The following is a 12,945-nucleotide window of genomic DNA, read 5'->3' on the forward strand; positions in this document are numbered from 1 at the left end:
CTTCATTCTAACAAAGAAAATATCCCTTGCAAGCCACTTATACATTAACAATGTAACGAATTGATGACAGGCCTTTTTTAGGTCGGTTCAATAGCCGCCACATGACGACGAACTGCAATCCATGAGCCTAATAAACCAAGAATGATTGCCACTAACCAAAGCACCATCATCTCGTTAAAGCCGAGACCTGCAAGCCGAAAACTACTGTCATATAAAGCGGTCAGTTGCGCCACCGATGCGCTAATCCACCAGACCATCAATGTGGTGCTAATCCAGGCGATGACGCCACCAATCACACCATACCAAAAGCCCGTATACAAAAACGGCCGTTGAATATAAGCGTTCGTTGCACCAACCAGTTTCATAATCATAATTTCGTCTCGACGATTCAAAATCGCCAGTCGAATGGTGTTACCAACAATCAATACGACAGCCAACGAGAGCAGGATCGCCAATGCCGCTAAACTGTTTTCAACCACCCGTACAATGGCCTGTAGGCGCTGCAGCCATTGCAAATCAAGCCGTGCTGATGAAACTTCGCGCTCTTGTTCAAGCACGGTTAATAATCGCTGTGCGCGCTCGTAGCTCCGAAACTCGCTAACCGGCACGACAATCAACACATCCGGTAATGGATTCGTTTGCAAATAATCGATGGCACTCCCGAAACCCGAACTCTCGCGGAATTCACGTAAGCCTGTTTCGCGATCAATCAGCTGCACCGACTCGACCTCGTTCATTAATCGCACGCGCTCACGAAACGACTGCAATTCCTGAGTTTGTAAGTCTTTCCGCAAAAACAAACTGATCTCTGCAGCCTGATCCCATTCGCCGGTCGCAAGCTGGGCATTTTTAACCACAACATATAAGGTTGCGGGCAACGTCAAGCTCAATCCTAAGACGGCAATCGTCATCAGTGACGCCCATGGCGTCCGACTCAGTTCGCCAAGACTACCAATACCTTGCTGTAAGTTGGTCACAAAGAACATCACAATACGCCGCCAAATCGAGATTTTGACGCTGCGCGCACCACTGCTTGATTTTTTTCCAGAACCACCACTAATTAATCCCATGACGAAAACTCCTCGTCAAGCGGGTCAAAGTGACTGCCGGCTAAACCGTCATCAATCATAAAACCGTCTTTTAGGACCAGATTTCGATGGCGCATTCGTGCGACCAAGGCTAAGTCATGCGTTGCAATGAGTACCGACACACCAACTTGATGGAGCGACTCGAAAAGCTGCATGATTTCCAAAGATAGTTTGGGGTCGAGATTACCCGTCGGTTCGTCGGCAAGTAGCAACGGTGGTTTATTCACAATAGCGCGGGCGATACCGACACGCTGCTGTTCACCACCCGACAGCATAATCGGAAATTTGCGTTCATGCCCACGCAAACCTACTTTGTCGAGTGCTGCCTGCACACGCTTTTTCGCTTCTGCCTGGGTGTAACCTTCAATGTATAAAGGCAACGCGACATTGTCGAAAACAGTCTTGTCCATGAGCAAGCGGTGATCCTGAAAAATCATGCCGATGTCGCGGCGCAAATACGGAATTTGTCGACTTTTGATTTTATTTAAATCATGGCCATTGATCAGAACGCGCCCCAATGATGGGCGTTCCATCAAGGCGACCAAACGCAATAAGGTACTTTTACCGGCACCCGAGTGGCCAGTAAGAAATGCGAGCTCTCCGGGTGGCAGTTCAAAGCTCACTTTTTTAAGTGCTTGAAAGCCCCCGGGATAAGTTTTACTAACTTGCTCAAAGCGGATCATTGGCGACATGGCCTCTTGTTGTTATTGCGCTTTAGCAGTGAGGCGCGCTTTTATAACGCACCTTTCTGAGATTAATTTGTGTTGGCGTGACTCGCTTCGTTTTGATTAAACAAGGCATCGACAAATTCGCTCGCCACAAATGGACGCAAATCCTCCAGTGACTCGCCCACACCAATATAACGAATTGGGATTTTAAACTGGTCCGCAAGCGCGAAAATCACACCACCTTTGGCAGTACCGTCCAGCTTTGTCATCACCAAACCTGTGACCCCAACCGCTTCATTAAATAATTTCGCTTGGCTAATAGCATTCTGACCTGTGCCGGCATCAAGGGTCAAGAGCACTTCGTGTGGCATGCTCTCATCGAGCTTTTTCATCACTCGCGTGATTTTCTTCAGCTCTTCCATTAAGTTCGCCTTGTTCTGCAAGCGCCCTGCTGTGTCGGCAATCAAGACATCAACTTTACGTGCTTTCGCAGCTTGAACTGCATCAAAAATAACCGAGGCACTATCAGCGCCAGTATGCTGTGCAACCACTGGAATATTATTGCGTTCGCCCCACACTTGCAGCTGCTCGACCGCCGCTGCGCGGAACGTGTCACCGGCCGCAAGCATCACCGATTTGCCTTCATTTTGGAACTGCCGCGCAAGCTTGCCGATCGTGGTTGTTTTACCAACCCCATTCACGCCCACCATCAAAATCACAAACGGGCCGTTACCTTTGTCAATGGTCAGAGGGTGAGAGACCGGCTCGAGTAACTCCGCCATGTCGTCCTTTAATTTGGTGTAGAGTAAGTCTGCGTCTTTTAATTCTTGTCGTGACGCATGTTCGGTTAAATCCTCAATAATCTTTGAAGTCGTCGCAACACCCACATCCGCCATTAATAAATGCGTTTCTAAATCTTCAAACAGTTCGTCATCGATCTTTTTACCCACGAATAAGCTGGCCAAGCCAGAACCAAGTGAGTTTGATGTTTTCTGCAAGCCCTCCCGGAGGCGCTGCCACCAGCTTTTCTTTTCTGGGCGTTTGGCAGTTGCTGCGGACTCTTGCATTGCGGTGGCGGCGTCATCGGCTGCCGATGGTAAATCAACTGCAGCTGGCTCTTTGTTAGCTTCTGAGGGCTCTTGTTCTTGAGCTGAGGGCTCTTGTTCCTGAGCTGAAGGCTCTTGCTCAGCTAAAGGCTCTGTCTCAGCTGAAGGCTCTTTCTCAGCTGAAGGCTCTTTCTCAGCTGAAGGCTCTTTCTCAGCTGAAGGCTCTTTCTCAGCTAGCTGCTCTTGCTCCACAGCTGCAAGCGACTCGTCAGTGGTCTGCGTCTCGGTTTGCTGTTCGTCGCGTTTGTTACGACCAAATAAAGAGGAAAAAAATGAACCTTTCTTTGCCATGTGCAACTACTTCTCTTACTCATCCGGATGAGCAAATATACTAGCACGAGCGCACTCTGATGTGTACGTTAAGCAAGCGGTTAAACGCAGAGAAAAATGACAGTTTGGCGTACAACAAGCTACAATAGCGACGATTTCAACTGGACTTAAAAAGGCTCGCGTGAAGAAAACCAACGCACGAACAAACAGCAAAAGCGGACAAATTCGTATTATTGGCGGTCGTTGGCGTGGACGCAAATTGGCCGTTGCCGATTTACCTGGGTTACGACCAACAACCGATCGAGTAAAAGAAACTCTGTTCAATTGGTTGCAGTTCGACCTCCAACAAGCCCGCATCCTAGACGCTTTTGCCGGCACCGGCAGCTTAGGTTTAGAGGCACTTTCACGCGGCGCTAGCCATGTCACGTTTGTCGAAAAGTCGCCGCAAGCAGCGAAGCAACTGCAAGCGAACCTCGAGTTATTACAGGCACAGCCAAACAGCCTAGTTATTACTGCCGACGCACTACAGGCTCTGCAAGCTGGCACTGCTCAATACGACGTAATTTTTCTTGATCCGCCATTCGGACAGAATTTATTGCAACCGTGCTTACAGACTATTGAGGAACGGCAGTTAACTAAACCCGGTAGTTTCGTCTATATTGAAACCGAAAAAGACTTAAACTACGCAGCGCCGGCGCATTGGACCTTACACCGGGAGAAATTAGCTGGCCAAGTGCTTAGCCGACTGTATATCGAAGAGGAAGAACTATGAAGTATGTGATTGTCATCGGCCAAGTAATTTTTGTGGCGATTTGGGTGTTCTTGCTTGGCGGCCTAGTATTCGCCGACGGCAAGAGCCAAGTGGCTCTATTTGCCCTGTTATTGATGATTCTGAGTTTACTGCATGTCTTGCAAGTATTTATCTTCTACTCAGCGTTTCATCAACCGCTGAAAGACAAAGGACTGCCCGTCAGCGGTAAAGAATACTTGGCCATTTTCTTGTTCGGTGTGATTGGTTGGTTGATGGCATTGCAAAAACGCAATCAACTTGGCGGCAAGCCTACAAACCCAAGTTAGACATGCCTTCTTCTCGAGCTATGGTGCGCATTTCGCGCACCGTTTCTTTGTCGATGTCACCCATTTCTTCAAGAAAATCAATCATCGCTTGTTGAATATCCACTTCATATGCCATCAGCGGATGTTGCTCAATTTGGGCAGCGCGCTCGTCAGCGTCTTCAATTTCCGCTAATTCGCCAAGCTCAAGGTAATGAGCCACTGAACCTTGAGAAATTTTAGCTACATCGAGGCATGGACCGGGCTCGCGATCCTCTAAACCTTGCAGTAAAGAACTCAAGGCTGTGCAGGCGGCAATCGCCGGGTACATGCCCAGAACATCGAAGTTCTGCTCGTTTGGCGTGACTTCTTCCAGCTTGTCTTGCCAGCGTTGCCAGTCACTACCTTTATTCACTGCTAGCTTGTCCCATGCGGCATTTAAGGCGCCGCGTAACACTTTGCTATCACCAAAATCGGCGCTTTCGACAAAGCGATCGTAGTTCGGCAGCATCCGCTCACACAAATAGGCCGCCAGTGCTGCTTGTTGGCGATAATCTAATGCGCGGATACGCTGGAAGGTTGTTTTTCTAGCCATTGAGAAGCCCCGTTTGTTCAATGTAGGCAACGATACCGTCGAGGAACATTTGCACCGCAATCATGACGAGTAAAAGACCCATGAGGCGCTCGACCGCATTTAAACCGCGTTGACCTAGAGCGCGCAATACAAAATTACTGAACAATAGAATTGTCGCCGAAATAGCCCAAGCAGATACGCTTGCAAGCGTCCAATCAAACATCCGATCCGGTGACTGACTCGCTAAAAGTATCAAGGTTGCGAGCAGTGAAGGCCCAGAAATCAGTGGAATAGCGAGCGGGACAATAAACGGTTCGTCACCCGCAGGTAAACCCAACACGCCACCTGGCTGAGGGAAAATTAATCGCAGCGCAATGATGAATAGAATAATACCACCGGCAATGGTGACCGCTTCTTGACGCAGGCCTAACGCATCAAGCAATGCACTGCCAAGGTACAAAAATAGCAACATGAAGAATAAGGCAAAGAGTAATTCACGAATGAGCACTTTGCGACGGCGCTTGGGGTCCACATGGCGCAATACCGAAATAAAAATCGGCAGGTTCCCGAGTGGGTTCATAATTAACAGCAACGTAATCGTAGCGGTTAACGTGTCCATGTGTGCTCCTTAAACAAAACTGGCCTGCTAACAGTATGTTATTGTACTCTACAAGCATACTTTACGGCCAGTTAAGCGGAGTTTTAATTGTGACGGGATGGCAAAACCTCGCCGGTAGTGACGCTCTGAATCTTGCTTTTATTCAGCGAGCCGATAAGTTGATCGCGCCTTATATCGTACAAACACCGGTTTTAACCAGCCCGGTGCTGAATGAAATTGCAGGCGCGGAACTGCATTTTAAGTGTGAAAACTTGCAGCGCACCGGTGCATTTAAATTCCGTGGTGCCATGCATGCGCTGCTGCATTTAACTGCTGAAGAGCGTGCCCACGGCGTGTTTACCGTTTCTTCCGGCAATCATGGTGCTGCACTAGCGGCCGCCGGTCGTGAACTCGGTATTGCCGTACGGGTAGCCGTACCGAACAATGCTCCCGCTGTCAAAAAACAAAACATTGCTCGTTCTGGTGCGCTAATTACTGAAATTGAACCCGGTATGGCGGCTCGCGAAGCCATCGTGCAGCAGTGGCGCGAGGAAAGTGGCCTGCTGTTCATTCCGCCTTATGACCATCCCTATATTATCGCTGGTCAAGGGACTGCAGCGCTGGAGCTACTTAAAGTTGAGCCGGATTTAGACGTGTTGCTCACACCCTTAGGCGGAGGCGGTCTGCTGTCGGGTAGCGCCATGGTTGCACATAGCCAAGGTATTGCGGTGTATGGCGTCGAGCCTGAATTGGCGAGCGACGGCGCAGCGTCCTTGCAAAGCGGTAGAATTCAGCCAGCAATGCCGCCGCGCAGTATCTGTGATGGGCTATTAACCAGCTTAGGTGAGCATACGTTTGCGGTGATTCAAGAGCGCGTGAACGATATCCTTGTGGTCAGCGAACAAGAAGTTGTCGACGCCATGCGATTCATTTGGCAACACCTGCATCTTGTCGTTGAACCTTCCTCAGCCACCGTTTTTGCTGCCGTGTGTAAGTATCGCGAACGCTTTCACGGTCAACGACTTGGCTTAATTCTCAGCGGTGGCAATGTCGCAGTCGATCAACTGCCGTGGCCTGTACAACGGCTTAAAATCGAAGCGAATGAGAGGTAGTTATGGCAACAAAAACGGTCAACTGGAATACCATTAGCGGCCCCGAAGTGCTTGTTGACAGCCAGAAGAGCAAACGCAATATCGAACGTATGCGCGCTAAGGCTGCGCACGCCCATGTCGCCTTGCGGCCGCATTTTAAAACGCATCAGTCGGTCACGGTCGGACGTTGGTTTGGGACTCCGGCTGACACCCCGATTGCAGTGTCGTCGGTGCCGATGGCGCGGACATTTGCTGACGCTGGCTGGCAGGACATTCTCATTGCGATTCCTTTAAACCCGCGCCAGCTGCCTGCTTACAATCGCTTAGCTCAGGAGGTAAAGCTCGGGCTAACCATTGAACATGACGATGCTTTAAAAACGCTTCGCAGTCTGCAGCATCCGGTCGATGTCTATGTTGAAGTTGACGCTGGTTATGGTCGCACCGGCATTTCCTGGCGCCAGCACGAACGCATTGATGCGTTGTTACAGCAAGCTTCAGGGTTAACGTCCGTGCGCCAAGTCGGTTTGTTATTGCATGCAGGGAATAGTTATCAAATGCGCGGTGACAGTGGTATTGCCCAGGTTCACAACGAAAGTTTAAGCCGCCTTGCGGAACTTGTGGAACGTCTGCAGTTTCCTCGTGAGCAGCTGCGCATCAGTGTTGGTGACACACCAACCTGCAGTCGCATGAGTGAATTTCCTGGCGCTGACGAAATTCGCCCCGGTAATTATGTATTTTATGATCTGATGATGCAGCGCATTGGCGCTTGTGACTGGCAAGACATCGCGTTGGCCGTCGCTTGCCCAGTGATCGCGCGATATCCAGAGCGTGGTGAAGTCGTCATTCATGGTGGTGCTGTGCACTTTAGCAAAGACTTTGTCACCATCGACGGTAAACCTTGCTATGGCCAAGTCATGCACATGACCGCAAGCGGCTGGGCTGGTCCCGTTATCGGAGCAGAATTACGCGGGTTGTCGCAAGAGCATGGCAAGGTTAAAGTACCCGACGCCATGATGAAAGAACTGAAGTTGGGCGATTTGCTGCTGATTGTACCGGCGCATTCCTGTTTAGTCATGGACGCAGCAAAAGGCGAATGTCGGGTTATTTAAACTGCGACATTCGCCCTGATATCACAACGCCACTTGCCGAGAATAATTATTTGGCAAATAGATTGGCCAGATCCGCAAAGGCTTTGAATTCTAGCGCATTACCTGCGGGGTCATAAAAGAACATGGTGGCTTGTTCACCTGGCTGTCCTTGAAAACGCACGTAGGGCTCGATCACAAAATCGATACCCGCAGCACGCACCTTGTCGGCTAATGCCTGCCAACTGTCCATGTCTAAGACCGCACCAAAATGCGGCACCGGAACGTCATGACCGTCCACCGGATTAGTCACCGGCGGCAGCAAACGCTCTGGCGCAACATGAGTGACCAGTTGGTGACCGTAAAAATTCCAGTCAATCCAATGGTCACTACTGCGACCCTCTGCACAACCGAGCAACTCACCATAAAACGCCCGCGCTTTCGCTAAGTCGTCCACTGGAATTGCGAGATGAAACGGAGGGATCGCCATTACATTTTCTCCAACGCTTGTTGCAGGTCGTTAATTAAGTCTTGGGTGTCTTCGATACCCACAGAAATGCGAACGAAATTGTCATGAATACCCAATTTCTGACGGTTTTCTGCCGGAATCGAGGCATGGGTCATAATCGCTGGGTGCTCGATTAAGCTTTCCACGCCACCTAAAGATTCAGCCAACGCAAAAATTTCCACGGCCTCAAGGAAGCGACGTGCTGACTCTAAGTCGCCATCGAGGAAAATCGAAATCATGCCACCGAAACCACTCATTTGTGCTTTCGCTAACTCGTGTTGCGGGTGACTTTCAAGACCTGGGTGAATGACCTGACGCACACGCGGATGCGCTTCCAGCCATTTGGCGATTTCCAGTGCTGCCTCGTTATGGTGCTTCATTCGCAACGCTAAAGTCTTCACGCCACGGAGCGCAAGATACGAGTCGAATGGACCCGCTACCGCACCAATTGAGTTCTGTAAAAACGCCATTTGTTCTTGCAGATCTTCGCGCTCGCCAACCACAGCGATACCACCGACCATATCCGAATGGCCATTCAAATATTTCGTCGCCGAGTGCATCACAATGTCCACACCCATTTCCAGTGGCCGCTGGTTATAAGGCGTTGCAAACGTGTTGTCGACCACCACAATCATGTCGGGGTTGTGTGCACGCGCACAGGCAACAACCGCTTTAATATCGACTAATTTCAGCATCGGGTTGCTTGGCGTTTCCACCCACAACATCCGGGTTTTCGGGGTGAACGAAGCTTTTAATGCCGCTAAGTCGGTTAAATCAACATAGCTAAAGTGCAAACCTGCTGAACGACCACGAACTTTGTCGAACAAACGGAAACTACCACCGTACAAGTCGTCCATGGCAACCACGTGGTCGCCGCTATCGAGCAATTCAAGAATGGTCGAGGTTGCCGCCATGCCTGAGGCAAATGCATAGCCCCGTGTGCCACTTTCTAAATTGGCCACCGCACGCTCCCACGCGAACCGGGTTGGGTTCTGTGAACGCGAATATTCAAAACCCGCATGCACACCTGGGCTTGACTGAATATAGGTCGAGCTGGTCACAATCGGTGGCATGACCGCGCCGGTTGTTGGCTCCGGCTCCTGACCACCGTGAATGGTCCGGGTTGCAAAACCTAAATGGTCGGTATTACGCATGTTATCCACCTCTTAATCTAAATCTTGAGCAGCAAGCCACTCGTCATTGAAAAACTTCGAAAGGTAGCGACAACCGGTGTCGCAAGCGAGAGTAACGACCCGCTTCGGTTCAGTTTGTTCACGGCAGTAACGCAGCGCGGCAGCAATGAGGGTACCGCTTGAGGAACCAACCATAATGCCCTCTTTTAGCAATACTTCTCGCGCCACGGCAAACGACTCTTTGTCGCTAATGCTATACGCTTTGCCTGCCAACGCGATGTCGCAAATAACCGGAATAAAGTCTTCGCCAATGCCCTCAATGCGCCAGCTACCCGCTTCAACTTCTTTACCTTCGTTGATCAACGGTGCCAAAATTGACCCGTCTGGGTCGGCAAGAACTAAGTCCACATTTGGGTTTTGCTCGCGCAAATAACGGCCAACACCGGTCAAGGTGCCGCCTGAGCCAACCCCACACACAAACGCATCCAGCTTACCTTCCATTTGCTGCCACATTTCTGGCGCAGTCGTTTCGTAGTGCGCTTTCACGTTAGCTGGGTTTTCAAACTGATTGATATAAAATGCACCACGCTCTTTCGAAATACGCTCGGCCATGTCCTGATAATACTCAGGGTGGCCTTTTTGCACGTCTGAGCGTGTTTCAATCACTTCCGCACCTAAAGCACGCAAGTTATACAGCTTCTCCCGGCTCATTTTGTCCGGCAGAACAATAATCAACTTATAACCTTTTTGCGCCGCCACGAGCGCCAAGCCCAAACCAGTATTTCCTGCGGTTGCTTCAATAAGGGTGTCGCCTGGCTTGATTTTGCCTTCGGCTTCAGCGGCGGCAATCATCGAAACAGCGATGCGGTCTTTAATTGAGGCGCCAGGGTTTTGCGTTTCTAACTTCAAATACAACTCACACGGGCCGGTGTCGAGATGGTTCACTCGGACCATGGGTGTGTTGCCGATCATTTCCAGGGCATTTGCAAAAACCTTCATGTGTTCGCCTCTTTCGCTTAAATAAATATAAAGTTGCGCATATTCTACTCGACTCGTGCCTGAGTATCTATGCGAATCCGGCATAAGCCATACCTTTTGTCGACGGCGTTTTGCGGTTAGAATGGTTCGTTACACTATAAAACAAAGAGGAACTATCGATGCGATTAACCAAATTGCACTTAGCTGTCGTTGGTGCTGCAGCTGCGCTTGCTGCCTGTACGCCTGCTGCAGAAGACCCGCAAGATGTATTTTTTAATACCATTGCCGCGCATTGTGGTAACGCTTATGAAGGTCGCGTCACCTCGGGTAATCCAGAAACCGATGCCACGTGGATGAACAACCGGATTGTTATCGAAGTTCGTGAATGCACCGAAAACCGGATTCGTATTCCATTGCATGTTGGCGATAACCACTCACGCACTTGGATTATCACTCGCCTTCCACAAGGTGGCCTTGAATTAAAACACGACCATCGCTTAGAAGACGGTAGCCACGATCCGATGACCATGTACGGTGGCTCTACGGTGACCCCAGGCACGCCGACTGCGCAAGCTTTCCCAGCTGACGAGTATAGCAAACAGCTGTTTACCGAGCTGGACGCCACGGTATCAATTACCAATACGTGGTGGCTGTCATTCCCAGACGAGAACACGATGCGTTACCGTTTGTCACGTGAAAACCGTGAGTTTCATGTCGATGTTGACCTAAGCTCGCCGTTGCCAGCGGACGATTTCCCTCCTCTCCCATGGGGCTGGGAAGATCACTACCAGTACTAATGATCCTGCCGACAGTTTGCATACAAGCTGTCGGCAAATTTCTTCCGTGGCTATTGCCGCCCGTCGTCGGAAGTTGAGGCACACACATGTTTCGTTGGTTTGAAGACCGTTTAGCACCTTTCCCTACAGCCGAACCCAGCCAGCCTCCTAAAGGCTTCTTTGCTTTTTGCTATCACTTCACCAAAGGCTCGGAAAAATATCTCATCGCCGTTGCCATTTTAATGGCGCTGGTGGCAATAACGGAAGTTTGGTTGTTTGGCTTTCTCGGTAGTATTGTCGACTGGCTGTCAGTGCAAGAACGAGACCAATTCCTAGCCAACGAATGGTTCAAGCTCGTCGCTATGAGCGCTGTGGTACTCTTTGGCTTGCCGCTCTTAGTTTGGTTCCAGTCGTTGATACTGCACCAAACCTTGCTAGGCAATTACCCCATGCGAATTCGTTGGTTAGTGCATCGCTACTTACTGAAGCAGTCGATGAGCTATTACCAAGACGAATTCCCCGGCCGTGTCGCAACGAAACTGATGCAAACCGCTCTGTCGGTGCGCCAAGTGGTAATTAGTTTCATTGAAGTCGTCAATTACATTGGCGTCTATTTTATTGCCATGTTCTTTATTATCGGCAGTGCCGATATTCGACTCGTGCTGCCGCTCGCAGGTTGGGTCATTGCCTATGCCGCGTTACTGTATTACTTCGTGCCGCGTTTAGGTCGCATATCGCAAGCGCAAGCCGACGCGCGTTCGATTATGACCGGCCGCATTGTCGACAGCTACACCAATATCCAAACCGTGAAGCTATTTTCTCATGGCGATAGAGAAATTAAATTTGCCCGCGACGGCATGGACGATTTTTTGGTGACCGTACACAAGCAAATGCGCTTGGTAACGCTGCTCTACGGCTTTCTTTATATTATTAACTGTTTGTTGCTTTTTGCCTCAGCAGCATTGGCCATCAGCCTATGGATCAATGATGCGGTATCATTAGGCGCGATCGCCGTGGTGATTGGCTTGGTGTTGCGTTTATTCGGCATGTCCCAAATGGTCATGTGGCAGTTAACCCAATTGTTTGAAGCCATCGGTACCGTGCAAGACGGCATTAATTCCATCGCGGTGTCGCGAACCGTGGAAGATCAGCCGAATGCACCTGCCCTTGAAGTGAAGCGCGGCGAAATAGAGTTCCGTAATGTCAGTTTTTATTACGGTGCCGTCGCTGGTGAACGAGACGAAGCAAACGACTCTAGCGCAGAAGAAAAACCGCAGGGCGCTAGTTTCCGCCCAGCGCGCGTGATTGAAAACCTCAATTTGACCATTGGTGCGGGTGAGAAAGTAGGAATTGTCGGTCGTTCAGGAGCCGGCAAATCGACATTAGTCAATTTGTTACTCCGCTTCTATGACATTCAGGAAGGTGAAATTCGCATCGACGGCCAAAACATCGCTGCCGTGCAGCAAGATAGTTTGCGCGCGCATATCGGCATGGTCACCCAAGACACCTCGCTGCTGCACCGTTCGGTGCGTGACAACATTCTCTACGGTCGCCCGCAAGCAACCGAAGCCGAATTAAAGCGTGCCGCAGAACGCGCCCATGCCGCTGACTTTATAGGCGATTTAAACGACCATCAAGGCCGCACCGGCTATGACGCCCATGTTGGTGAACGGGGCGTCAAACTTTCCGGTGGCCAGCGTCAACGCATCGCAATTGCCCGGGTCATGTTAAAAGACGCACCGATCCTCATCCTCGACGAAGCAACGTCAGCACTCGACAGTGAAGTTGAAACCGCCATTCAAGAAAACTTATATAACTTGATGGAAGGTAAAACCGTGATTGCGATAGCTCATCGTTTATCGACGATTGCCGAAATGGATCGTTTGATCGTCATGGACCAAGGTCAGGTAATTGAACAAGGCAGCCACGACGAGCTCATCGCCCTCAATGGTCTGTATGCCAAACTCTGGCAGCGCCAATCAGGCGGTTTCCTGGCCCATGACATCGACGAATAAGT

14 protein-coding genes are annotated in these 12,945 nt (G+C 50.2%); 6 read left to right on the forward strand and 8 right to left on the reverse strand.

The genetic code is table 11. From position 1 onward, the window contains the following. Window positions 1-77: 77 nt before the first annotated feature. The 3 genes from ftsX to ftsY all read right to left on the reverse strand — a co-directional run bounded on the left by ftsX (window position 78) and on the right by ftsY (window position 3,153). Entirely contained in the window at window positions 78-1,070 is a 993-nt protein-coding gene (gene ftsX / locus CWE06_RS04740; RefSeq protein ID WP_126791703.1) for a permease-like cell division protein FtsX, read from the reverse strand. Further along, complete coding sequence (ftsE, locus tag CWE06_RS04745) at window positions 1,061-1,771, reverse strand: cell division ATP-binding protein FtsE (protein WP_126792031.1); 711 nt, start codon at window positions 1,769-1,771, stop codon at window positions 1,061-1,063. Before ftsE ends, ftsX begins: the two co-directional genes overlap by 10 nt. 71 nt (window positions 1,772-1,842) lie before the next feature. Next, the gene (gene ftsY / locus CWE06_RS04750) at window positions 1,843-3,153 is read right to left on the reverse strand and encodes a signal recognition particle-docking protein FtsY (RefSeq protein ID WP_126791705.1); all 1,311 of its coding nucleotides are present in this window, start codon (window positions 3,151-3,153) and stop codon (window positions 1,843-1,845) included. A 160-nt stretch (window positions 3,154-3,313) separates the two neighbouring features. Between ftsY and rsmD the strand changes: the two genes are divergently transcribed. Both rsmD and CWE06_RS04760 read left to right on the forward strand, forming a co-directional pair. After that, the gene (rsmD, locus tag CWE06_RS04755; RefSeq protein WP_126791707.1) at window positions 3,314-3,904 is read left to right on the forward strand and encodes a 16S rRNA (guanine(966)-N(2))-methyltransferase RsmD; all 591 of its coding nucleotides are present in this window, start codon (window positions 3,314-3,316) and stop codon (window positions 3,902-3,904) included. After that, window positions 3,901-4,209, forward strand: a complete 309-nt coding sequence (locus CWE06_RS04760; RefSeq protein ID WP_126791709.1) for a DUF1145 domain-containing protein — start codon at window positions 3,901-3,903, stop codon at window positions 4,207-4,209. The genes rsmD and CWE06_RS04760 overlap by 4 nt, the downstream gene beginning before the upstream one ends. Here CWE06_RS04760 and CWE06_RS04765 read toward each other — a convergent pair. Both CWE06_RS04765 and CWE06_RS04770 read right to left on the reverse strand, forming a co-directional pair. Continuing rightward, on the reverse strand, window positions 4,193-4,780 hold the full coding sequence (locus CWE06_RS04765) for a YjaG family protein (protein ID WP_126791711.1): 588 nt from the start codon (window positions 4,778-4,780) through the stop codon (window positions 4,193-4,195). The genes CWE06_RS04760 and CWE06_RS04765 overlap by 17 nt on opposite strands. Further along, a complete protein-coding gene (locus CWE06_RS04770; RefSeq protein ID WP_126791713.1) occupies window positions 4,773-5,378 on the reverse strand; it encodes a YhgN family NAAT transporter in 606 nt (201 codons plus the stop codon). The genes CWE06_RS04765 and CWE06_RS04770 overlap by 8 nt, the downstream gene beginning before the upstream one ends. An 89-nt stretch (window positions 5,379-5,467) precedes the next feature. Between CWE06_RS04770 and CWE06_RS04775 the strand changes: the two genes are divergently transcribed. Continuing rightward, the gene (locus CWE06_RS04775; protein ID WP_241972481.1) at window positions 5,468-6,469 is read left to right on the forward strand and encodes a threonine ammonia-lyase; all 1,002 of its coding nucleotides are present in this window, start codon (window positions 5,468-5,470) and stop codon (window positions 6,467-6,469) included. A 2-nt stretch (window positions 6,470-6,471) separates the two neighbouring features. Next, entirely contained in the window at window positions 6,472-7,557 is a 1,086-nt protein-coding gene (locus tag CWE06_RS04780) for an alanine racemase (RefSeq protein ID WP_126791717.1), read from the forward strand. A 46-nt stretch (window positions 7,558-7,603) separates the two neighbouring features. Here CWE06_RS04780 and CWE06_RS04785 read toward each other — a convergent pair whose 3' ends face one another. The 3 genes from CWE06_RS04785 to CWE06_RS04795 are packed head-to-tail and all read right to left on the reverse strand — an operon-like array spanning window position 7,604 to window position 10,173. Continuing rightward, window positions 7,604-8,023, reverse strand: coding sequence for a VOC family protein (locus CWE06_RS04785; protein ID WP_126791719.1), 420 nt, complete (start codon window positions 8,021-8,023; stop codon window positions 7,604-7,606). Further along, entirely contained in the window at window positions 8,023-9,195 is a 1,173-nt protein-coding gene (locus CWE06_RS04790) for a trans-sulfuration enzyme family protein (protein ID WP_126791721.1), read from the reverse strand. Before CWE06_RS04790 ends, CWE06_RS04785 begins: the two co-directional genes overlap by 1 nt. Before the next feature lie 12 nt (window positions 9,196-9,207). Further along, the gene (locus CWE06_RS04795) at window positions 9,208-10,173 is read right to left on the reverse strand and encodes a PLP-dependent cysteine synthase family protein (protein WP_126791723.1); all 966 of its coding nucleotides are present in this window, start codon (window positions 10,171-10,173) and stop codon (window positions 9,208-9,210) included. 158 nt (window positions 10,174-10,331) lie between these two features. Between CWE06_RS04795 and CWE06_RS04800 the strand changes: the two genes are divergently transcribed. Both CWE06_RS04800 and CWE06_RS04805 read left to right on the forward strand, forming a co-directional pair. Further along, the gene (locus CWE06_RS04800) at window positions 10,332-10,949 is read left to right on the forward strand and encodes a hypothetical protein (protein WP_126791725.1); all 618 of its coding nucleotides are present in this window, start codon (window positions 10,332-10,334) and stop codon (window positions 10,947-10,949) included. Between the two features lie 86 nt (window positions 10,950-11,035). Next, window positions 11,036-12,943, forward strand: coding sequence for an ABC transporter ATP-binding protein (locus tag CWE06_RS04805; RefSeq protein ID WP_126791727.1), 1,908 nt, complete (start codon window positions 11,036-11,038; stop codon window positions 12,941-12,943). Window positions 12,944-12,945: the final 2 nt, after the last annotated feature.

The organism is Aliidiomarina haloalkalitolerans (genome assembly GCF_003987315.1).
Lineage (GTDB): Bacteria > Pseudomonadota > Gammaproteobacteria > Enterobacterales > Alteromonadaceae > Aliidiomarina > Aliidiomarina haloalkalitolerans.